The organism is Notoacmeibacter marinus (genome assembly GCF_002238045.1).
GTDB lineage: Bacteria > Pseudomonadota > Alphaproteobacteria > Rhizobiales > Rhizobiaceae > Notoacmeibacter > Notoacmeibacter marinus.
Map to the genome: position 1 here is coordinate 31,844 of NZ_NBYO01000001.1, position 21,339 is coordinate 53,182.

Annotated in this window: 18 protein-coding genes and 1 tRNA gene; 8 read left to right on the forward strand and 11 right to left on the reverse strand. The window is 62.1% G+C overall.

All coding sequences use genetic code 11. The annotated features are described in order from the left end of the window. Positions 1-12 precede the first annotated feature (12 nt). The 5 genes from B7H23_RS00145 to B7H23_RS00165 all read right to left on the reverse strand — a co-directional run bounded on the left by B7H23_RS00145 (position 13) and on the right by B7H23_RS00165 (position 5,319). The gene (locus tag B7H23_RS00145; protein ID WP_276292985.1) at positions 13-675 is read right to left on the reverse strand and encodes a 5'-methylthioadenosine/S-adenosylhomocysteine nucleosidase; all 663 of its coding nucleotides are present in this window, start codon (positions 673-675) and stop codon (positions 13-15) included. Between the two features lie 7 nt (positions 676-682). Next, positions 683-1,135 (reverse strand): TspO/MBR family protein, encoded by a 453-nt coding sequence (locus B7H23_RS00150; protein WP_173861865.1) that lies wholly within the window; start codon positions 1,133-1,135, stop codon positions 683-685. Positions 1,136-1,209: 74 nt separating this feature from the next. After that, positions 1,210-2,499 carry an RsmB/NOP family class I SAM-dependent RNA methyltransferase gene (locus B7H23_RS00155; RefSeq protein ID WP_094075412.1) on the reverse strand — a complete coding sequence of 430 codons (1,290 nt, stop codon included), beginning with the start codon at positions 2,497-2,499 and terminating at the stop codon, positions 1,210-1,212. Between the two features lie 92 nt (positions 2,500-2,591). Then, positions 2,592-3,620, reverse strand: a complete 1,029-nt coding sequence (locus B7H23_RS00160) for a TAXI family TRAP transporter solute-binding subunit (protein WP_094075413.1) — start codon at positions 3,618-3,620, stop codon at positions 2,592-2,594. Between the two features lie 151 nt (positions 3,621-3,771). Further along, entirely contained in the window at positions 3,772-5,319 is a 1,548-nt protein-coding gene (locus B7H23_RS00165) for a catalase (RefSeq protein ID WP_094075414.1), read from the reverse strand. Positions 5,320-5,523: 204 nt separating this feature from the next. On the opposite strand from B7H23_RS00165, the gene B7H23_RS00170 reads away from it, so the two are divergent. Together B7H23_RS00170 and B7H23_RS00175 are read left to right on the forward strand one after the other, a co-directional pair. Next, a complete protein-coding gene (locus B7H23_RS00170) occupies positions 5,524-6,408 on the forward strand; it encodes a hydrogen peroxide-inducible genes activator (RefSeq protein ID WP_094075415.1) in 885 nt (294 codons plus the stop codon). Positions 6,409-6,540: 132 nt separating this feature from the next. Continuing rightward, positions 6,541-7,695 carry a PQQ-dependent sugar dehydrogenase gene (locus tag B7H23_RS00175; RefSeq protein ID WP_094075416.1) on the forward strand — a complete coding sequence of 385 codons (1,155 nt, stop codon included), beginning with the start codon at positions 6,541-6,543 and terminating at the stop codon, positions 7,693-7,695. 50 nt (positions 7,696-7,745) lie between these two features. Here the strand turns inward: B7H23_RS00175 and guaB are convergent, their stop codons facing one another. After that, entirely contained in the window at positions 7,746-9,251 is a 1,506-nt protein-coding gene (gene guaB / locus B7H23_RS00180; RefSeq protein WP_094075417.1) for an IMP dehydrogenase, read from the reverse strand. A gap of 170 nt (positions 9,252-9,421) precedes the next feature. Next, positions 9,422-10,465, reverse strand: a complete 1,044-nt coding sequence (locus B7H23_RS00185) for an MBL fold metallo-hydrolase (protein ID WP_094075418.1) — start codon at positions 10,463-10,465, stop codon at positions 9,422-9,424. A 154-nt stretch (positions 10,466-10,619) separates the two neighbouring features. Between B7H23_RS00185 and B7H23_RS00190 the strand changes: the two genes are divergently transcribed. Next, on the forward strand, positions 10,620-12,068 hold the full coding sequence (locus tag B7H23_RS00190) for an MFS transporter (protein WP_276292993.1): 1,449 nt from the start codon (positions 10,620-10,622) through the stop codon (positions 12,066-12,068). Positions 12,069-12,168: 100 nt separating this feature from the next. Here B7H23_RS00190 and B7H23_RS00195 read toward each other — a convergent pair whose 3' ends face one another. From B7H23_RS00195 to B7H23_RS00205, 3 genes are read right to left on the reverse strand one after another with little or no spacing between them, the layout of a single operon-like run. Next, positions 12,169-12,384 (reverse strand): hypothetical protein, encoded by a 216-nt coding sequence (locus B7H23_RS00195; protein ID WP_094075419.1) that lies wholly within the window; start codon positions 12,382-12,384, stop codon positions 12,169-12,171. Between the two features lie 57 nt (positions 12,385-12,441). Next, positions 12,442-13,149 (reverse strand): RlmE family RNA methyltransferase, encoded by a 708-nt coding sequence (locus B7H23_RS00200; RefSeq protein WP_094075420.1) that lies wholly within the window; start codon positions 13,147-13,149, stop codon positions 12,442-12,444. Continuing rightward, positions 13,146-14,690, reverse strand: a complete 1,545-nt coding sequence (locus B7H23_RS00205) for a Ppx/GppA phosphatase family protein (protein WP_420814454.1) — start codon at positions 14,688-14,690, stop codon at positions 13,146-13,148. The genes B7H23_RS00200 and B7H23_RS00205 overlap by 4 nt, the downstream gene beginning before the upstream one ends. A 214-nt stretch (positions 14,691-14,904) precedes the next feature. Here B7H23_RS00205 and B7H23_RS00210 point away from each other — a divergent pair. Next, a tRNA-Gln gene (locus B7H23_RS00210) sits at positions 14,905-14,978 on the forward strand. A 239-nt stretch (positions 14,979-15,217) separates the two neighbouring features. On the opposite strand, the gene B7H23_RS00215 is transcribed toward B7H23_RS00210, so the two are convergent. Continuing rightward, positions 15,218-15,940 (reverse strand): response regulator, encoded by a 723-nt coding sequence (locus B7H23_RS00215; protein WP_205319998.1) that lies wholly within the window; start codon positions 15,938-15,940, stop codon positions 15,218-15,220. An 84-nt stretch (positions 15,941-16,024) separates the two neighbouring features. Between B7H23_RS00215 and B7H23_RS00220 the strand changes: the two genes are divergently transcribed. From B7H23_RS00220 to B7H23_RS00235, 4 genes are all read left to right on the forward strand, one after another. Next, on the forward strand, positions 16,025-18,235 hold the full coding sequence (locus tag B7H23_RS00220; RefSeq protein ID WP_158215725.1) for a hybrid sensor histidine kinase/response regulator: 2,211 nt from the start codon (positions 16,025-16,027) through the stop codon (positions 18,233-18,235). Between the two features lie 159 nt (positions 18,236-18,394). Next, on the forward strand, positions 18,395-19,519 hold the full coding sequence (locus B7H23_RS00225; RefSeq protein ID WP_094075422.1) for a cytochrome-c peroxidase: 1,125 nt from the start codon (positions 18,395-18,397) through the stop codon (positions 19,517-19,519). Positions 19,520-19,530: 11 nt separating this feature from the next. Beyond that, on the forward strand, positions 19,531-20,757 hold the full coding sequence (locus B7H23_RS00230) for a cytochrome-c peroxidase (protein ID WP_094075423.1): 1,227 nt from the start codon (positions 19,531-19,533) through the stop codon (positions 20,755-20,757). Positions 20,758-20,762: 5 nt separating this feature from the next. Then, positions 20,763-21,329 carry a Rieske 2Fe-2S domain-containing protein gene (locus B7H23_RS00235; RefSeq protein ID WP_094075424.1) on the forward strand — a complete coding sequence of 189 codons (567 nt, stop codon included), beginning with the start codon at positions 20,763-20,765 and terminating at the stop codon, positions 21,327-21,329. The last annotated feature ends 10 nt before the right edge of the window (positions 21,330-21,339 follow it).

The window sequence follows — 21,339 nt, forward strand, 5'->3', positions numbered from 1 at the left end:
CGATCCACGGCTTTACCGCCCGGTCGGCGGCTGCGTCAGAAGGCCGTTACCGATCGCCTGCTCCAGGCGGTCGACCGCTCCGGCGAGCTTCTCGTCGAGAACCGGCAGAAGGCGGGTCCAATCCTCGAAATGGCGCAGTTCCTCGGCGCCGTCCGACACGCCGCGAAGGCCGATCAGCGGCACGCCGAAATGCATGGCGGCGCGCCAATGGGCGAAGGTTTCCATATCGACGAGGTCGGCGTCCACATCGTCATAGGCGGCGCCGGAAACGATGTTGGCCCCCGTCGAGAGAGTGGCGACCGGCAGGTCCGGCACGCGCAGAGGAAGCGGCAGGGTGGCGGGCAGGTCCAGAAAGGGCGTCCGGCCTTTCGGAAAGCCCAGAGCGCTGGCGTCCATGTCGCGATAAGACACGGATTCGATCTGGTAGATTTCGCCCTGTTCCAGCGAGCGGCTGCCGGCCGAACCGAGCGAAACGATCAGGGCAGGTCGTCGGCCGGCAGCGGCAAGCGTCGCTAGGGCGATACCGAGACCCACGCCGGCCTCGACCGGGCCGACCCCGGTGCGGAATGGCGTGAAGCGGCTCTTGAGCGCGGCTCCATATTCCTGATCGGTCGCCATGACGTAGAGCACATCATGGCCTGAAACGGTCTTCAGGCAGTTGGTGGGATCGGTCACCACCAGCTCAATTGTTCGCTGCGATGGTTGCGTTCAGCACCGTCGCATAGCCGACCCAGATGGCATAGGGCGCGAAAAGCAAGGCGGCGATGCGATCCGGCGACCAGCTGATCGCGATGAAGGCGACGATCGAGAGCAGCAGCAGGCCGATCACGATCAGCGCCAGGTCCGGACGCTGCGCCATGAAGAAGACGGGCGTCCAGGCGAAGTTCAGAATAAGCGCCACGACCCAGATCGTCATCGCCGCACCGGTCGGCGCACGCATGAAGGTTCGCGCGCCGGCGATCGCGATCAGCACGTAGAGAATGGTCCAGGCGACCGGAAAGAGCCAATTGGGCGGCGTGAAGGACGGCTTGTTCAGCGTCTCGTACCAGCCCGTGGTCTCGGTCTGCGAGCCGAGAAAGAGCCCGCCGCCCAGCACGATCAGCAAGAAGACGCCGTAGATGATGATCGGTGACATGGAAGTCCTCATTGGTTTCCTGCCGATCTAGTTCACCTGCCGGTGCTGTCACGGCTCGCCGGAACGTTTTTATCCTAGCCCAGCTTCTGCATCACGGCGAAGAAGAAACCGTCCGTGCCGGTCGCAGCCGGCGTCAGCGTGATGCAGTTGAGATCCTCGCTCCAAGGCGACGGCTTGTCGAAGCCGAACAGATCCTGCCAGACTTCGCCGGCGGACAAGAGGTCCCAGCCGTCGTGGCGTTCGCCGAAGGCGTAGATCTGTTCTTCGTTCTCGGCGCGGAACATCGAGCAGGTGATGTAGACGAGATAGCCGCCTGGCCGCACATAGGCGCTCGCATCGTCCAGGATCGCCGATTGCTCGGCCTGGCGCGCGCGGAGCTGCTGTTCGGTCAGCCGCCATTTGGCATCGGGCTTGCGCCGCCATGTGCCGGAGCCGGTGCAGGGGGCATCGACCACCACGCGGTCCATCTTCGCTTCCAGCGGTGTCAGCGTGGTTCGGTCGGAGTGCACCTGCACGTTGCGGACGCCGGCCCTTTTGATGCGCTCCACGATGGGCGCGAGCCGCCCGCGATCAGCATCATAGGCATGGATCTGGCCGCGATTGTCCATCGTCGCCGCCAGCGCCAATGTTTTGCCGCCACCGCCCGCGCAGAAATCCAGCACCTGCTCCTTCGGCTGGGCGAAGATCAGATCGGCGACAATCTGGCTGCCCTCGTCCTGAATCTCGAACCAGCCCTTCTGGAATTCTGGCGTCGCCTGCACGTTCGGGTGACGACCGAAGCCGGTCACGGGTGCAATGCGCAGGCCGCTCCGGGCGATGGTCGTTTGCTGGACGCCGTCCTTCTGCAAGGCGCGCGCGACCTTTTCAACATCGGCCTTCAGCGTGTTGACCCGCAGGTCGACCGGCGGGCGCGCGGCCAGCGCCGTAGCCTCGGCGACCCAGTCCTCGCCGAACCCTTCCAGAAAGAAGAATTCGCTCCAGTCCGGCGCATTGGCACGGATGGCAGGCGGCGCAACGGACGGGTCGGTCTGGCGCCAGCGCTCGGTTTCCGCTTCCGTCAGCGGTTCGGGCGCAAAGCGGTCGCCGTCCAGCTGGCCGGCGAGGTCATCCGGCGAAAGACCGAAACCGGACAGCAATGCGCCATAAGCATCCGCCCGCGCCGTGCCCGCGCCGAACCGCCAGCGGCTCATCGCGCGGTGGCGCAGCCCGTCATAGATGATGTTGCCGATGGCCGCGCGATCGCCCGCCCCGGCGAAGCGGTGCGACGTGCCCCAGTCGCGCAGCGACTCCGCCGCCGGCCGATGCCGCGTCTGCATGTCTTCCAAAATTTCGATGGCCGCAGCCAGCCGTCCGCCGATACGCATGGATACCCCGAATTGGTGATCGGCGCGGCTTATGGCACGGACCGGCACACTACGCCATGGCGTCGCAGCCTGCCTTTTCGTTTCACCAAAATCTATTTCGGCAGCAGGCCCGTTTCCCGGTAATAGCGTTCGGCGCCGGGATGAAGCGGAATGGCGATATTGTCGAGCGCGGTATCGGTGACGATCAGACGGCCTTTCGCATGGCCCTCATCGAGAAGCTTGCGGCTTGCGTCGTTCCAAAGTGCCTCGGTCACGCCATAGATCAGTTCGTCCGGCTGCTCCGCCGATGTCAGCCAAAGCGCGCCCACCGACAGCGTTTCAATATCGTCTTCCTGCCCCTCATAGGATCCGGCGGGAATGACATGCTCGCTGAAGAACCGGTTCTGGCGAATGACCTCCTGCGCCGGAGCGCCACCAACCGGAACCAGCCGGATAGGAAAGCGGGCGGCCAATTGCTGGATGCCTTCTGCTGGATAGCCGCTCACGAAAAAAAAGGCGTCCAGTTCGCCGTTGGCCAACTTTTCGGCGGCCTTGTCCGGGGCGAGATATTCGGTGTCCAGATCGCGCTCATCCAACTCATAGGCGTTGAGGACAATTCGCGCCTCGACCAGCGTTCCGGAACCGGGCTCGTCCAGCGAGACGCGTTTGCCCTGGAGATCGGTCACGCTAGCGATTCCTGCATCGCGCGCCGTGACCAGATGCAGGCTTTCCGGATAGAGATTGGCGATGGCGCGCAAATTCTCGATCGGTTTCTTGCCGAGAAAAGGACCGGTGCCCGTCTGCGCCCAATAAGCGACGTCCGACTGGCTGAAGCCACTCTCGACCAAGCCGAAACCGATGGCATTCACATTGGCGACCGAACCGTTCGATGTCAGGGCCGTCGCCACCAGATCGGGAACGCCGCAAGCGCCGCCCTCTTCGCAACTCCGCGAACCGGGCGGAGCGGAGATGGCCGTCGAAACGAGACCGCCAATCGGAAAATAGGTGCCCGTGCGACCCGCCGTCGCGATGCGGAAGAACAGCATGTCGTCCTGCGCGGCGGCCGGCGGCGCAGGCACGAGCGCTACGATGAAAGCGGATATCGCGGCAAGCAGACCTGTTCCATTCCATCTTACGCGCATTCCGTCCGCCTCCCATGCGGTTCGCCATCGTCCGCCCGCCCCGATGATAGCGGAAAGCGTGGCTAGCGCTCAAGCGCGTGAAATTTGTGCCCTAAGCAGAAAGGGCCGGCGCAAGACCGGCCCTTTACAATATCGTGCTATCGAAACCCGATCATTCCGCAGCGATGGTCGGCTGCTGCGGGCTTTGATCGTTCGCCTCATGCGGCGTATCGCCGGTGATCGGCAGGCCGTTCGGGTCGTAGCCCGCGTCGCGGCTGGCTGCTTCCCATTCCTTGCGAACGCCGGCCTCGTAATCCGGATGCACCTGCTGGAGATGATCGAACCACCGCTCGACAATCACGGTCGGAACGCCAACCATGGCGCCGCCCATATTCTGGTGCAGGCGGTCGCGCTCTTCATCGTTCATGACTTCGGCATAGAGCGCGCGCGGCTGCTTGTAATCATCGTATTTGCGATGATCGTAGCGGGCCGCATCGCCCGAGATACGCAGTGGTGGCTCCTGCGCTTCTCGCACTTCCACCGGGCCATTGAAGCTGTTCGGCTCGTAATAGGCGTTCGGATTGCCCGTCGCGATGCCGCCATAGACGTTCATCTCACCGTCCTTGTGATAGTGATGAACGGGGCATTTCGGCCTGTTGACCGGGATCTGCTCGTAATGGGTGCCGAGACGATGGCGGTGCGCATCCGCGTAAGAGAAGATGCGGGCCTGCAACATCTTGTCCGGCGACCAGGAAATGCCGGGCACGATATTGCTGGGCGAGAACGCCGCATTCTCGATCTCGGCGAAGTAGTTTTCCGCGTTCCGGTTCAGTTCGAAATAGCCGACATCGATGGGCGGATATTCGTCATGCGGCCAGACCTTGGTGAGATCGAACGGATTGTAGTCCGTCTTCTCCGCATCCATCTCCGGCATGATCTGCACCTGGAACTTCCAGCGCGGATATTTGCCATCCTCGATCGCGTTGAAGAGGCGCTCCTGATAGCCCTCGCGGGTCTTTCCTACGACCTTTTCTGCTTCTTCGTTGGTGAAGAAGTCGTGGCCCTGCTCGGTCTTGAAGTGGAACTTGACCCAGTAGCGCTCGCCCTTGTCGTTCCAGAACGAGAAGGTGTGGCTGCCATAGCCGTTCATATGCATCGGGCTCTGCGGCAGGCCACGGTCGCTCATCAGGATCGTCACCTGGTGCATGGCTTCGGGCGACAGGCTCCAGAAGTCCCACATCGCCGTCGGCGAACGCATATTCGTCTTCGGATGACGCTTCTGCGTATGGATGAAGTCCGGGAACTTGTAAGGATCGCGCACGAAGAAGACCGGCGTGTTGTTGCCGACCATGTCCCAGTTGCCGTCCTCGGTGTAGAATTTCAGCGAGAAGCCGCGCACGTCACGCTCGTGATCCGCGGCACCGGCTTCACCGGCAACGGTCGAAAAGCGGGCGATCATCGGCGTTTCGGCGCCGGGCTGAAGGCATTTTGCAATGGTGTATTTGCTGATGTCCTCGGTGATGACCAGCTTGCCATGCGCGCCCCAGCCTTTGGCGTGAACGGTGCGCTCGGGAATACGCTCGCGGTTCTGATGGGCCAGCTTCTCGATGAGCTGGTAGTCCTGCAGCAGTAGCGGGCCGCGCTCGCCCGCCGACAGGCTGTCCTGATTGTTGGGCCAGGGCGAACCGGCCGTCGTCGTAAGTTTCGGTTTATCGCTCATGAACCTCGCTCCCTTGTTCTGATTGAATCATTCGGACGCGATCCTTTACGGGGTCATGCCGGATCGCATTGTTCGGGCTTCTGGTCTTCGAAGATGGCGACGATTTGCCGATCAGCAAGACCTTGGAGAAGTTCCCGATGACATATCGTGAGAACGGCCATTAATGGAAATTGCAAATTCTGTTATCGGCGATAATCTAGGCTTATGAATGTCACCTTGCGCCAGTGCAGCTATCTCGTCGCACTTGCTCGCACCGGCCATTTCGGGCGGGCCGCCGAGCGGGTTCATGTCACGCAGCCGGCTCTGTCGTCGCAGATCGCGCAGATGGAGGCGCATCTTGGCGGACAGCTCTTCGAACGCCGGCGCGGAGAGGCCTGCCTGACGCCGCTCGGCCGGACGATTCTGCCGCTGGCGCAATCGCTGATCGATACAGCGCAGCAGATCGAAGAAATCAGCCAGCGCGGCCTGACGCCGCTTAGCGGCCCATTGAAACTCGGCGTCATTCCGACCGTTGCGCCCTATCTTCTGCCCAGTTTGCTGCCGGCGCTTGCCAAGGCCCATCCCGGTCTGGAATTGCGCCTGAAGGAGGCGACGACATCGGCGCTGCGTGACGACCTAGAGAATGGCGCGGTGGACATGGTGATTGCCGCCCTGCCTTTTCCCGATGGGCCGTTCCGCTCAAAAGCGGTGCGGAAAGACCGCTTCCTGATGGCGGTCAGCGCGAAGGATGCCGAACGGTCCGACCTGCCGAAACGCCCTGAAGCGCTGGAGCCAGAACGGCTTCTATTGCTCGCCGAAGGCCATTGCCTGCGCGATCAGGCGCTGGAAGTCTGTGGCACCGATCCGGGTCACCGTGCTGCGGATCTCGAAGCGACATCCATGGCGACACTTCTACAAATGGTCGCGTGCGGTCTGGGCATCACGCTCCTGCCGGAAATGGCGGTGACAAGCGAATCGACCAATGCTGCACTGCGAATCGTGCCGTTCTCCGATCCGCAGCCTGAACGCACCATAGGCCTGATCTGGCGGAACGGCAGTGCGCGGCAAAACGATGCCGAAAAGCTGGCCGAATATATCGCCGCGCTCTGAGCCGTCGCCGGCTGGCCGTTCTCAGACGAAAAGCGGCGCCGGCTGCAACTTCCGGGACCGGCCAGCCGTTCGGAAAGAACAATCTTTCCAAGCGGCCGACGCCGACCGTCCGCCAGAAACGAGGATCACCGCATGAACACCCCGACCTTTCTGACCGCCCTCGCCATCACGACGGCCATCACACTGCCGGCCTCTGCGCAGAATGAGACGTTCTCCATCACTGGGACGGAAGGCACGGCGCTGAACGCTGAAGCCATCGCCGATTTCGACGAGCCTTGGGCCATGACCTTTCTGCCCGACGGAACGGCGCTGGTGACGACCAAGCCCGGCAAGCTGATCCACGTTACCCAGGATGGCGGTAAGACCGAGGTCGACGGCATGTGGGAGGTCGCCTATGGCGGTCAGGGCGGCCTCGGCGATGTGGTGCTGCATCCCGATTTCGAGCAGAACGGCTATGTTTATCTCTCCTACGCCCAGAGCCTCGACAAGGGCGCTACGAAGAGCGCGATGGTCTCGCGCGCCAAACTCGACCTCACCGGCGGTACGCCAGAGCTGACCGACATCCAAAAGATCTGGACGCAGGAGCCGAATGTGCCGGGCGGCGGACATTTCTCCCACCGTATCGCCTTCGGGCCGAAAGGCAGCGATCAGGAGGGCTATCTCTTCATCACCTCCGGCGATCGGCAGAAGCAGACGCCAGCACAGGACATGGGCGGCAGTCTCGGCAAGATCGTCCGCCTCAATGATGACGGCTCGGTGCCCGCCGGCAATCCCTTCGCAGACGAGGGCGATCAGCCGGTCACGGACCAGTTCTGGAGCGTCGGCCACCGCAACATGCTCGGCCTCGCCTTCGACGGCGAGAACCGGCTCTGGGCGCATGAGATGGGACCGCGCGGCGGCGACGAACTGAACCTTGTCGAGCCGGGCAATAATTACGGCTGGCCCGAACGCTCCTATGGCGACAATTATTCGGGCGTGCCGATCCCCGATCACACGGAGGACGATGGCTTCACCAAGCCGAAAGCCTTCTGGAACCCGGTCATCTCGCCATCGGGTCTCGTCATCTATTCCGGCGATGTCTTCGGCGACTGGGCCGGCGATGCGCTGATCGGCGGCCTGTCGTCGCAGGCGCTGATCCACGTCGGTCTGGAGGGCGATACGGCGAAGGAGGCCGAACGCTTCGAGTGGGGCAAGCGCATCCGTGAGGTCCAGCAAGGGCCGGATGGCGCAGTCTGGGTGCTCGAAGATCAGGCCGGCGGGCGATTGATCAAGCTGACACCCGCATAGGCTTCGCAAACGTTCACCACGGTCAAAGCGGAGGCCAGACCGGAAAGACGTTAGCCGCCCGTCGACGGATAGTTTGGGCTTTCGCGCGTGATGGTCACGTCATGGGCATGGCTTTCGCGCAGGCCCGATCCGGTGATCCGCACGAATTGCGCGTTGTCGCGGAAGGACGGCAGATCCTCGGCGCCCACATAGCCCATGGCCGCCCGCAGGCCGCCTGCCAATTGGTGCAGCACCGCGCTGACCGGCCCCTTATAGGCGACCTGGCCTTCGATGCCTTCCGGCACGAGTTTCAGCGTGTCGCGCACCTCCGCCTGGAAATAGCGGTCGGCCGAGCCGCGCGCCATCGCGCCGACCGATCCCATGCCGCGATAGGCTTTAAAGGACCTGCCCTGATAGAGATAAACCTCACCGGGGCTTTCTTCCGTACCGGCCAGGAGCGAGCCGACCATGGCTGCCTTCGCGCCGGCAGCCAGCGCCTTGGCCAGATCGCCGGAGAATTTTATGCCGCCATCGGCGATGATGCTGATACCCTGGTCGTCGGCCTTTTCGACCGCACCCATGATCGCGGCGAGTTGCGGCACGCCAACGCCGGCGACGATCCGGGTCGTGCAGATCGAGCCCGGCCCGATGCCGACCTTCACGCAGTCGGCACCGGCGTCGATCAGCGCCTGGGTACCATCGGGCGTGGCGACATTGCCGGCGCAGATGCGCACCGCGTTGGACAGTTTCTTGACCTCGGCCACCATATCGAGGACGCGCTGGCTGTGGCCGTGCGCAGTATCGATAACGAGAAGATCGACACCCGCATCGATCAGCCGCTCGGCGCGCTCGAACCCGTCCTCGCCGACGCTGGTGGCCGCCGCGACACGCAGCCGGCCCTTGCTATCCTTGGCCGCGTTCGGGTTGAGCTGGCTCTTCTCCATATCCTTGACGGTGATGAGTCCGACGCAGCGCCGGTCCTCATCCACCACCAGCAGCTTTTCGATCCGGTACTGATGGAGCAGGCGGCGCGCTTCCTCTTGCTCCACACCGTCGCGCACGGTGATCAGGTTTTCGCGCGTCATCAGTTCGCGGACCGGCTGATCCGGATTGTCGGCGAAACGGACGTCGCGATTGGTTAGAATACCGGCGAGCTTGCCGGTCGTCTGCCCGCCCGTTCCGCCATTCTCGACAACGGGAATGCCGGATATGCGGTGCTCCTGCATAAGCGACAGCGCGTCGGAGAGTTTCGCGTCGGGACCGATCGTCACGGGATTGACGACCATGCCGCTCTCGAACTTCTTGACCTGGCGGACCTCCTCGGCCTGAAGGGCCGGGTCGAGATTGCGGTGAATGACGCCGATGCCGCCGGCCTGCGCCATCGCGATGGCGAGGCGATTTTCGGTCACCGTATCCATGGCCGCCGACAGAAGCGGAATATTCAGTTCGATGTCGCGCGCGATCGTGGTCCTGGTGTCGACTTGTCCGGGCAGCACCTCGGAATGACCGGGAATGAGAAGTACGTCGTCGAAGGTGAGTGCGTGCCCACCTGTCGCCGTGTCGATGATGCGTGCCATGGAGGTGCCAGTCCTGTCTTCCGGCGGGAACCGCTTCCCGCAATCTGGATTGGCAGTGGCTGCTACCATCATTGCGTGACGGAAGGAAGACGTCGCAACGTCTATTCACCGGTGATCGGCATGCAAAAACCCGGCGCAAACGCCGAGCCTTTGGATATCTATGCCGGACCTCAACCTTCCATGGCGAACTGATAGCTCTCGGCGATGAACCGGAACCCTTCGCCTTCCGTCTTCACGTAACCGAGCGACGGGAATGGCATGTGGTAGCCGATGAAGGGGATACGGTCCGCCGCCAGCATGCCGAATACGTCCTTCCTGGTCTGCGCAGCCTTTTCTTTGTCCATATCGAACTTCACTTCCCATTCGGGACGCTGCAGCGACAGGACGAAATGATTGGCCGTGTCGGCGGTGAGCGCCAGCATTCTTCCACCATCCTCGACCATGAAGATCAGGTGACCGGGCGTGTGACCGAAGGCACCTTTGGCCGAGACGCCGGAGACGACTTCATCGCCATCCTTCAGCATGGTCATCTTCTCCTTGAAAGGAACGACCTTCTGTTGCGTCAGCTGGGCAACACCCTGACCGGGACCGGCCATGGCCGCGTCCGATGTCCAGAAGGCGTATTCCTCTTCGCCGGCATAATAGCTGGCGTTCGGGAAGTTCGGCGTTCCGTCCTCGGCGGTCATGCCGCCAATATGGTCCGGGTGGAAATGAGTCAGAACCACTTTCGTGATGTCGTCCGGCGCGATACCGGCGCGTTTCAGATTCTCGACCGTGTTGCCGACCGGGGCGTCCGGGCCGCCGGCATTGCCGGTGTCGAAGAGGATGATGTCGGCACCCTTTCGGATCACCACCGGATGAAACGAGATGCGCATCTGATCGGTGGGCAGCAGATTCTCATCCAGAAGCGCAGAGACCGTTGCTTCCTTCAGATCGGTGCCGAAAATCGAGCCCGGTCCGGGAACATTCCGTCCCCCATCATTGATAATGATGATGTCCGACCCGCCCATTGAAAACCGACGAAACTCTCCGCCATCTCCGCCAGATGCCATCGCCACATCGCCATTCACTGGGGCTTTCGCCGCGTCGACGCTCGCATGAGTGTCCGCATGAACGTTTCGTGAGAGAAGCAAAGCCGGAGCCGAAAGAGCGGCAGCCGCACCGAGCCCGATTATGGAGCGGCGACTGGTCGCCATGATCTTTGTATCGTTCATGAATGTCTCCTGAATTGGGCCGTGTCGAGGAAGCAGAGCAGCGCGCACCCTATCAGGATTGCAATCGACGAAACCCGCCAGGGTTCCCTACGGCGTGGTTGTCCGGCATGAAAACCCGCATTGACAGAGCGTTCATCGGGGCCATGTCACCCTCGTGAAACGCCCTGCCCTTCCCCTTATCCTCGCTGTCGCCCTGTTCATGGAACAGATCGATTCGACTGTGATCGCGACCGCCCTGCCGGCCATCGCGGAAGATATCGGCACACGCCCCGTCGCGCTGAAGCTGGCGCTGACGGCCTATCTTGTTTCGCTGGCGATCTTCATCCCGATTTCCGGATGGATGGCGGACCGCATCGGCTCGCGGAACGTCTTTCGGATCGCCATCGGCGTGTTCGTCATCGGCTCGCTTTCCTGCGCACTGTCCGCCACCTTGGCGCAGTTCGTCGGAGCGCGCTTTCTGCAAGGCATGGGCGGGGCGATGATGACGCCGGTGGCCCGGCTCATTCTCGTGCGGACGACGCCCAAGGACAGGCTCGTCGACGCCATGGCGCTGCTGACCATTCCGGCGCTGATCGGCCCGTTTCTCGGCCCGCCGCTTGGCGGCTTCATCACCACCTATGTGTCCTGGCACTGGATCTTTCTGATCAACCTGCCCATCGGGCTGGTCGGCATCGTTCTGGCCGGCGTCTACGTGCCGGACATGCGCAGCGAGACGCGCCAGCCGATCGACCGGACCGGCTTCGCGCTGGCCGCCATCGCGGCGTCCGGCATCATTTTCGGCCTCTCGGTGATCTCACTGCCGGCCCTGCCGCCGGCAGTCGGCGTCGCGACCGTCTTCGCCGGTCTGGTCGCGGCATGGCTTTACATCCTCCACGCGCGAAAGGCGGTGGCGCCGCTGCTCGACCTGTCGCTGTTCGCGATCCGCTCCTACCGCTCATCGGTGCTCGGCATGAGCCTCTTCCGCATGGGATCGGGCGCGGTGCCATTTCTGATGCCGCTACTGCTGCAACTGGTCTTCGGCTACACGCCCTTTCAATCGGGCCTCATCACCTTCATGGGGGCGGTCGGCGCGCTGATGGTCAAATTCGTCGCGCCGGCGATCCTTCGGCGCACCGGTTTCCGCCTGGCCCTTTCCGTCGCCGCGCTCGTGGGCGGCCTTCTCATCGGCGTTGCGGGTTTCTTCACCGAAACGACGCCGGTCGCCGTTATTCTACTGACCTTGCTGATCGGCGGGCTGTTCCGCTCGCTCTTCTTCACCGCCGGCAATGCGCTGATCTTCGCCGACATCGATTCGGCGCGGGCTGCACCGGCCACGGCGACCACATCGGTATTGCAGCAAGTGTCTATCGCTTTGGGCGTCGCACTCGGCGGGGCGATCCTGGAACTGTCATCGACCGCGGATGGCGTTGTCACACAGACCAGCTTCCTGATTGCGTTCTTGACCATCGGCGGCATCTCGGTGATCGCCGCCATTCCGTTTCTACTCTTGCCGACATCGACGGGCGCGGACGTCTCCGGCCACCGCAAATATCTGCATGTCGGGCGGGACGATGGCGGCACGCGGCCCGGCCCCTCCATTATGAGAAACGACGAGCCAGGTTGAGAATGGACTGACGGTGGGTAGCAATCTCGAACCTTAAAGCCCACAATTTGAATGCTTTTCCACCACTCAGCGGTGATGGGAACACCCACCGCACAGATCGCTATTTAGAAACTATTCTGGCTTGCGCTCGCTTCGAGAGGAAATTGTTGACCGCGATGCCTATTCCGATGGCAACGACAAGGATCAAAGCACCCTTGACCATATCACCCAAGGGCAAGATCCCGATAAAATAACCAGCTATCGGAAACACGATTACGGTCGAAACGATGCCTGCAATCGCAGGAATGATGTGCCTTTTGAACATAGTTTCACCCATAAAATTTCAATCGAAGCGCCTACATTACTGGCGTTCGTCTATATTTAAATGCGAATACTACTCCAGTTCTGGGTTCCTACCTCGAAATGTCTTCGCCAACAAGTATAATTCCACGCTTTCGTCGCGGCTTGCCGGCGGCTTGACGTGATGGACGCTCTGGAAGTTCGCCTTCAGCAGTTTCAGAAGATCGGATTCGGTGCCGCCCTGAAAGGTCTTGGACAGGAAATGGCCGCCCGGCTTCAGCACCTTCATGGCGAAGTCCGCCGCCACCTCGCATAAATGCATTGTGCGGATGTGATCGGTGTTGCGGTGGCCGGTCGTCGGCGCCGCCATATCCGAGAGCACCAGATCGGGTTCGGCGCCCAGCGCCTCGATCAACCTGTCCGGCACGTCGTCATCGAGAAAATCCAACTCCAGAATGGTGGTGCCGGGGATGGAGTCCATCGGCAGGTAATCGATACCCACCACCGCCGGTCTTTCGTCCGTCGAACCCACCGTCTGCACCGCCACCTGGCACCAGCCGCCGGGCGCCGCGCCCAGATCGATGATCTTCTGACCGCGCTTGAGCAGCTTGAACCGCTCGTCGATCTCCAGCAGCTTGTAGGCCGCGCGCGAGCGATAACCTTCGGCGCGGGCCTTATGTACGTAAGGGTCGGACAATTGTCGCTCGATCCAGCGGCGCGACGAGTTCTTGACCCGCTTCTTCTTGACCCTGACCTTCAGCGCCCGGGGGGCCGGACCCTTCGATTTGCCGCGTTCGCTCATTGCTGGCCTCCTTTGCGCCGGCTGCGTCGCCAGGCATTGTCGCGCGTCATCAGTTCAATGAGAATGCCCTCACGTAGGCCGCGATCGGCCACGCGTAGCCGTTCTGACGGCCAGGTCCGGCGGATCGCTTCCAGAATAGCGCAGCCGGCGAGCACCAGATCGGCCCGGTCCGCGCCGATGCAGGGATTGTCGACGCGCTCTTCGAAGGTCCAGCCGAGCAGGCGTTCGGTCATCGCCGAAACCTGTTCGCTGCTCATCCAAATACCATCGACCCGGCGACGGTCGTACCGTTCCAGATCGAGAAAGATGCCGGCAAGCGTCGTCACCGTGCCGGATGTGCCGAGCAGGTGAAAATTCGGATTGTCCAGAAGATGGGCAAGGTCCATGCGTCCGTCGAACCGGCCGATCACCTCGGAGACGTGGGCAACCATCGCTTCGAACACCGCCGGCGTGACATCGCGCCCACCGAAATGTTCGGCCAATGTGACAACACCCATGGGCAGCGAGGTCCATGAGACGATCTTCTCCGACAGCCGCCTCGGATCGCCATCCGGAATATCGATCAGCGCGATCTCCGAGGAGCCGCCACCAATATCGAACAACACGACGCCGCGCGTTTTCGGCTCGACGAGCGACGAACAGCCGGCGACGGCCAACCGCGCCTCGGTTTCGCGATCGACGATCTCCAGCGACAGCCCCGTTTCGCGGCGAACACGCTCGATGAACGCAGCGCCATTTTCGGCGGCGCGGCAGGCTTCGGTCGCGATCAGGCGATAGCCCCGGGTCTTGCGGGCCATCAGTTTACCCGCACAGACGTGAAGGGCATCCACCGCCCGGTCCATGGCCGCATCGGAAAGCCGGCCGCTATGCGTCAGCCCTTCGCCCAGCCGCACGATACGCGAAAAAGCATCGACCACGCGAAACTGTCCGGGTCGCGTCGGCGCCGCCATTAGAAGCCGGCAATTGTTCGTGCCAAGATCGAGCGCGGCGTAAAGCGGCGCATGCCCCTCTCGTCGGAACTGGCGCGAGCGCCAGCGGCGCGGCTCCTGCCGATTGCCGGCTCGACCATCCGGTTCCGGTCGTATGGTATTGCCCCCGTCTTTCGTTTCGACAGGACGGCTCCGAACGTGATCGGCCGGCTGGGTCTGCATGGCCTGGTCGGGCGACGAAGCCGACCCTGACGATGCGCCGCCTCCAGCGGCAACATCCGGCGCGGCAGCGTTTGCCGGCACCGTATGATCCTTGGCGAAAACGGCCTTGCGTCTGCGGCGACGGCGCGAACGCCTCCGGCGCGGCTGTTCGACCACGTCCGTCTTGTCACCGTCCTGAGACGGCACATTATTCGCGTTCGGAGCGGATTGCGGGGCGGGAGACGATGCCTCTATCGTCTGTCCCTGCGGGTTCTTGCCACGTTTGCCCCGCGATCGGTGGCGGCGGCGTCCCCTGCGCGATGTCGGACGCGGCGTCTCGCTTTCCGAGCCGCCCGAATCGTCACCGCCCCCCCGCTGCGGCGGAGTTTTTCCGCCCTCGGGGTCTTTCACCGTAACATTTCCTTCCGCGCAGCAGCCGCCGGACAAACCGGGGCGCGCGCGCCATTTGCGTTGGCCTGACTCTAACAGAGGTCCGATCCGTTGCAAAGGCGGATGGCTTTGCCACCTCCGAGGGAAGGGTTGACAAGGAAGCGGCGATCATTAGATAGCCAGCATCATTCCGGCGTAATCTCCAGCACCAGGCTGAATCGCACGGAACCGGCTTTGGGGAATAGGTTAACGGTAGACCCACGGACTCTGACTCCGTTAGTCCTGGTTCGAATCCAGGTTCCCCAGCCACTTCTTTCGCTGGAATATCCAGACAATCTGCAATTCGCCCGATCAGCGCTTCCGGGAGCGCTGATGATACAACGCCACGAACGCTATCAACGGCATTTATGGCAATGGCTTTGCCCCGATCCAGTAAGGCGGATGCGGGCCATGCTGTCGGCGCTGGATGCCGCGGCCAAGTCCGTCGACGTGTCACATATCGAGCCATTCGAAGCCGCTTGAAGCCGACTGGGTGGCGGCACGCCTTGTCAGTCCGAGCGCGCGCTGGCAGCCAGAATATAGCCCGTGCCATGCACCGTTCGAATCAGCGTCGCGGGCGCATCAGAGCCGTGCTTCAGCTTGCGCCGAAGACGGGCAATATGCGCATCGATCGCCCGGTCGGTCACGGCGGCGGTCTTGCCGTATAGCGTATCGAGAATACGTGATCGCGACAGCACCTCGCCTGCATTCTCAGCCAGGGCTCGCAATAACGTGAACTCGGCCCCGGTCAGATCAATCGCCGCGTCATCCTCATCGCGTTTGAGCGTGCGCTCGACCAGATCGAGCGTCATGCCGGCAAACCGGATGGAACTGGCCGAAGAAACGGCAGAAGGCTGCTGGGCCGGCCCGGTACGGCGCAGCACCGCCTTGATGCGCGCCAGTAGCTCGCGCGGCTCGAACGGTTTGGTCACATAGTCGTCGGCGCCCAGCTCCAAACCGACGATCCGGTCGAACGTTTCGTCGCGCGCTGTCAGAATGATGATCGGCACATGCGTGCGGCGCTGTATGTCGAGGGTGATCTCGAAACCGTCATTATCGGGCAGACCGAGGTCCAGAACGATCAGGTCGAAGGTGTGGTGCTCCAGAATTGCCCACATCTGGGCAGCCGAAGCCGCGGTGGTGACGCTGTAATCCTGCTTGCCTAGGAAGCGTTCCAGAAAGCTGGTCAGCTGGCGATCGTCCTCGACGATCAGAATCCGATTATGTGTCACCGCCCCCATTCCTTTGTGCCCCGGCTATCCTGCATAGTCGCATTCCACGTAAAACGTTTACAACTTTATGATGCATCGGCGTTCATGGATAGCAGCAAACATCTTTCGCGCACATACCGTCTGGGCATCATCGCATCGGTTTTTCTGTGCGTTACGCTGGCGCTCGGCGTTTTTCTGGGCAGCGGCACACGCGCGCGGTTCGTGGAAATTGCCGAAAGCTGGTCGAGCTACGCCGAAAACGCCGAGAAGAAGGGGGTATGGATCAGCCTGCTGCGTGGCCATCTGGGCTATGGCGGCATCATTCACAACTTCAAGAACTACGTGTTGCGCGGCGACGACATCTACCGCGAACGCGTTGAAGAGCAGCTTGAGCAGTTCGACCGTGTGATGAACCGTTACCTCTCGGAGCCGTTGCCGCTACGCGAGCGGCAGTCGCTCCAGACGATCCGCGCCACCATTGACGAGTACCGGGCGATGCTGCCCATCGCCGAAGAGGGCGCGCGCCTGAACGACGGCGCGCGCGCCGTCGATATGCGCGTACGTGTCGACGATACGGCGGCGATCGCCGCCCTCGACAGGCTCGAAACGATCTGGCGTGACAATCGCCGGCAAAGCACCGGTCGCGTCATCACCGCCGTGGCCGAAGGCGAAGCGCTCGTCAGCCTCGGCTTTTTCGTGCTGTTTTTCTTCGTTCTTGCCGCATTGGGCCTCGGATTCTTGCTGCTGATCCTGCTGCGCGACATGATGCAGACGATCACGCAGCTATCGGAGGAGTTCAAGGTCCGTCACCGGCTCGAAGAATCCGAGCAGCGTCTGACGGAGGCCGTGGAGCAGAGCCCGGCTACCATCCTCATCACTGATACCGATGCCCAGATCCTCTACGTCAATCGCCATTTCGAGGACATTACGGGCTGGGACAGAACATCCATCGCCGGCCACACCCCCAAATTCCTGCAATCGGGCGATGCATCGCCGCAAACCTACAATGAAATAAGAGAGCGGCTGCGTGCAGGACGCGAATGGCACGGTATTTTTCGCAATCTGCGCAAGGATGGCAGCAGCTACTGGGCCGATACCACTATTCTGCCGCTGAAAGGTCCGGACGGGCAGATCACCAGCTTCCTGTCGATCGCCGAGGACATCACGGAAAAGCGCAAGGCTCGCGAACAGGTGGTCCGCGCCCAGAAGATCGAGGCCGTGGCGCTTCTGGCCGGGGGCATCGCTCACGATTTCAACAATGTCCTCTCCACCATCGTCGGCTCCGTTCACCTTGCCGCGCTCGATGCGGAGCCCGACAGCGATATTGCCGGCGAGATCGAGCAGATCGCCATCGCCGCGGGACGGGCACAGATGCTCGTCCGCCAGCTTCTGACTTTCGCGCGGCGCGAACCGGGAAACCCGTCCGCGACCGACCTGTCCTCGATCATCGATGAGGTGACGCATCTGCTGGAAGCGGCCATCCCGCCAACCGTCACGCTGTCCTTTACTACGAGCGAGCCGCAGATATGGGTTCTCGCGGATCCCACGCATTTGCATCAGATACTCATGAATCTGTGCGGCAACGCAGCAGAAGCCATCGGATCTGCGTCCGGTCGGATCGAGATCGACGCAACCTATCTGGAAGACGCTCCGTCCGACCTGCCGGCACGGGCCGAGGGCTGGGTGCAGCTCACCGTTTCCGATAACGGTCCCGGCATGACGTTCGAAACCCAGGCGCGGCTCTTCGACGCCTTCTTTACGACGAAGCCGCTCGGCAAGGGTTCGGGCCTCGGGCTCGCCGTGGTGGAAGGGCTGGTCAAGGATATGGGCGGTTCGATCAGCGTCGATTCGGCGCCTGGCGAAGGGGCGCGGTTCGTACTGATTCTGCCGAGAGCGCTTCCCAGCAAAAGCCAAGCTGTACCGGAACAAAAAGCCGCGCCGCGTGGCACCGAGCGCCTGCTTCTTGTTGATGACGACACCGAATTTGCCGCAACATTCCGGCGCTACCTGATGCGTCTTGGCTATCAGGTCGAAGCATTCACCGCCCCGCTGGTGGCGCTGGAGCGCCTGCGTGCCGATCCGGACCGGCCCAATCTGGTGATCTGCGACATCATCATGCCTGAAATGGACGGCGAAACCTTCGCCCGCCATATGCGCGAACTGCGACCCGACTGCCCGATCATCTTCTGCACCGGATTCAACCCCGGGTCGCCAACCTTTGCCGACCCGCCAATGGCCATGATCGACAAGCCGGTCGATCCTCTTCATCTGGCCAGGAAAATCCGCCAGATGCTGGATGCCAAGACGATCGACTGACGGCCCGTCGCATCTCGTCACAATTTTTATTGTTTCGTCACTCCAGGCGAAACAACTGGTTTGATTTCAAGTCCTAGGGTCTCCCCGACTGAAGACACGGGGAATCGTTAAATGTCTCTTCCGTGTCGACCTTAAACGCGATGTCGCGAGGAGAGTCGAATGACAGAAAGTGACCGGCGAAAAAGATTGACGGGCGGTCTGACCGCCATAACCGCGCTATTGACCCTTGGAATGGGCGGCACCGCCGACGCCCAGGATGCGGAGGCGTTCGCGCCGCTGCCCGATACCAAGGAAATCAACGAGGCGCGCGCCGAACTCGGCAAGAAGCTCTTCTTCGACAATCGCCTGTCCGGCGATACGTCGCTGTCCTGTTCCAGCTGCCACAACCCGGCGACCGGCTGGACGACCGATGAGCCGCTCTCGCAAGGCTATACCAACACCCCGCATTTCCGGAATGCGCCATCGCTCTTCAACGTCTCCCACAAGACATATCTGCACTGGGACGGACGTCTGGAAGGCAGCGATCTGGGAACCGCCTCGCGCGACGGGATCGTCGAAGCGCATTTCATGAATGCGGATTCGCGTCTGGTGCAGGAGCGGCTGAAACAGGTGCCGGAATATCTCCAGATGTTCCAGGATGCCTATGGCGGCGAACCCTATGGCGGCCGCATCTACGGCGCCCTCGGTGAATTCATGAAGACGCTGCGCACCGAAGGCGCGCCGTTCCAGGCGTTTCTCGACGGCGAGGAATCCGCTCTGAGCGAAGAGGCCAAGGCCGGCCGCGAGCTTTTCGAAGGCAAGGCCGGTTGCGTGTCGTGCCACAGCGGCCCGATGCTGAGCGACAGCAAGCCGCATGCGCTCGGCGTGCCGGACAATGATCTGCTGGAAAGCGAGCCGGAACGCTCGGTCACGATGCTGCGCTATTATTCGAGCTTCGGCGTGCCGAACTACATGAACCGCAGCGAGGATGTCGGCTACTACGCAGTGAGCAAGGACGATGCCGATATCGGCAAGTTCTATACCCCGCCGCTTTGGGATGTCGGCCAGACCGCCCCCTACATGCACTCCGGCGTTTTCGCCACGCTGGAAGAGGTCGTCGACTTCTACAATCAGGGTGGCGGCGACGTGGCCAACAAGACCGACCTGCTGCAGCCGCTCAACCTGTCCGACGATGAGAAAAGCTCGCTGGTCGCCTTCCTGGAAAGCCTGACTGGCCAGACACCGCAGATCGAGGTGCCTGAGCAGCCCGACTACTCGGAAGAAGCACCGGCCAAGGCCGAATGAGGAGCCGAGAGATGACAAGAATCGCAAAATTGCTGATCGCCGCGGCTCTCGCCTCGACGGCGTTGTCCGTGCCGCTTTCCGCTCAGGAAGCCGCCAACGACAATCCATCGATGGACGAGCTGGTCCCCGACGCGACCTACCCGAATGCAGCAGAAAACAAGGATATGTCGGACGGTGCGGTCGAGAATGTCTCGACCGGTGCGCCGCTCGCCCGCCTGAAGCCGCCGGTCGCGCCGCCCGACAACCCGATGAGCGAGGCCAAGGTCGAACTGGGACGGATGCTCTTCTTCGACCCCCGCCTTTCGGGCAATAGCAGCATGCCATGCTCGGCCTGCCACTTGCCGGATCTCGGATGGGGCACCGATACGCCCATCTCGTTCGGCTATCCGGGCACGACGCACTGGCGCAACAGTCAGACCATCCTGAACTCCGCCTATTACAACAAGCTGTTCTGGGATGGCAGCAAGACCAGTCTGGAAGCCCAGGCTCCTGCGGCCGCTCACGGCGCGGTCGCCGGTAATGGCGACGATTCCATCATGGAAATGCGGCTGGCCTTCATCCCGGAATATGTCACCCGCTTCAAGGAGTTGTTCGGCACGGAGAACCCGATCATCGCCGATGCGTGGAGAGCGATCGCCGCCTATCAGCGGACCATCGTTTCGGACCCGGAGAACGTCCCGTTCGACCGCTTCATGGACGGTGACGAAACAGCCCTCAGCGAAGAGGCCAAGCGGGGCATGGAGCTTTTCGAGGGCAAGGCCAACTGCGCCACCTGCCACGATGGTGCGCTGTTCTCCAACCAGAAGTTCTACGATCTGGGCGTGCCGCAGGACGTCATCATGGACAGCTCCGATCCGCTGCAGCAGATCACCGTGCGCTGGGAGAACTACGCCAAGGGCGTGACGGAGGAAATGTATTACTCCGATCCCGGCGATATGGGGCTCTATTACGTCACCAAGCGTCCATCCGACCGCTACAAGTTCCGCGTGCCGTCGCTGCGGGAGCTGACTTACACCGGCCCCTACATGCACAACGGCACTTTCGAGACGCTCGCTGAAGTCGTCGACTTCTACAATGAGGGCGGTGGCGAAAGCGTCAACAAGACCGACCTGATCAAGCCGCTCGGCCTGGACGATCAGGAGAAGGCCGATCTGATCGCCTTCCTGGAAAGCCTGAGTTCGGACGAACCGATTCTCGACCAGGAACCCGAACTTCCCGAAATTCAAGCACGGAGGTGAGCCCGATGGCATACACCGAACATAACACGGCCAAAGGCAGGCAGAAGGCAGAGCCGACCCATCTGTGCCTGGCACGGCGGCAATTCCTGATCATGGGCGCGGCGAGTGTGGTTTCGCTCGGCGTGGTCGGCCCTCGCAACGCGATGGGCCAGGTGGCGGAACTCGTCATGGGCGCATGGCCGAGAAAGGTTGTCGGCACGGTTGCCGAACTGGAATCGGCCAAGGCCATCGAGTTCAGCTACCCAAACGACGACATCACCAATCTGCTGTTCATGCTGGGTGAAGAAGCCGGAGGCGGCGTCGGCCCCGATCGCAACATCGTGGCGTTCAACTCGCAATGCCCGCATCAGGGCGCCTATCTTGACGGTAGCCTCTTCCATTCCAAGCACTCGTTGCTGGGCCCGTGCCCTCTGCACCTGTCCACTTTCGATCTGACGAAATACGGCATGGTCGCTTCCGGCCACGCCACAGCCAGCCTGCCACAGATCACGCTCGAACTGGACGGCGACGACATTGTCGCGACCGGGGTCATGGGCCTTGTCTATGGCTATTCCCAGAACCCGACGAGCTGAGGAGAAGACA

Bases quoted from the DNA above. Each gene is read 5' to 3' on its own strand.
- B7H23_RS00150 (WP_173861865.1), bottom strand. From the start codon at position 1,135: ATGTCACCGATCATCATCTACGGCGTCTTCTTGCTGATCGTGCTGGGC.
- B7H23_RS00155 (WP_094075412.1), bottom strand. From the start codon at position 2,499: ATGCGTATCGGCGGACGGCTGGCTGCGGCCATCGAAATTTTGGAAGAC.
- B7H23_RS00160 (WP_094075413.1), bottom strand. From the start codon at position 3,620: ATGCGCGTAAGATGGAATGGAACAGGTCTGCTTGCCGCGATATCCGCT.
- B7H23_RS00165 (WP_094075414.1), bottom strand. From the start codon at position 5,319: ATGAGCGATAAACCGAAACTTACGACGACGGCCGGTTCGCCCTGGCCC.
- B7H23_RS00170 (WP_094075415.1), top strand. From the start codon at position 5,524: ATGAATGTCACCTTGCGCCAGTGCAGCTATCTCGTCGCACTTGCTCGC.
- B7H23_RS00175 (WP_094075416.1), top strand. From the start codon at position 6,541: ATGAACACCCCGACCTTTCTGACCGCCCTCGCCATCACGACGGCCATC.
- guaB (WP_094075417.1), bottom strand. From the start codon at position 9,251: ATGGCACGCATCATCGACACGGCGACAGGTGGGCACGCACTCACCTTC.
- B7H23_RS00185 (WP_094075418.1), bottom strand. From the start codon at position 10,465: ATGAACGATACAAAGATCATGGCGACCAGTCGCCGCTCCATAATCGGG.
- B7H23_RS00195 (WP_094075419.1), bottom strand. From the start codon at position 12,384: ATGGGTGAAACTATGTTCAAAAGGCACATCATTCCTGCGATTGCAGGC.
- B7H23_RS00200 (WP_094075420.1), bottom strand. From the start codon at position 13,149: ATGAGCGAACGCGGCAAATCGAAGGGTCCGGCCCCCCGGGCGCTGAAG.
- B7H23_RS00220 (WP_158215725.1), top strand. From the start codon at position 16,025: ATGGATAGCAGCAAACATCTTTCGCGCACATACCGTCTGGGCATCATC.
- B7H23_RS00225 (WP_094075422.1), top strand. From the start codon at position 18,395: ATGACAGAAAGTGACCGGCGAAAAAGATTGACGGGCGGTCTGACCGCC.
- B7H23_RS00230 (WP_094075423.1), top strand. From the start codon at position 19,531: ATGACAAGAATCGCAAAATTGCTGATCGCCGCGGCTCTCGCCTCGACG.
- B7H23_RS00235 (WP_094075424.1), top strand. From the start codon at position 20,763: ATGGCATACACCGAACATAACACGGCCAAAGGCAGGCAGAAGGCAGAG.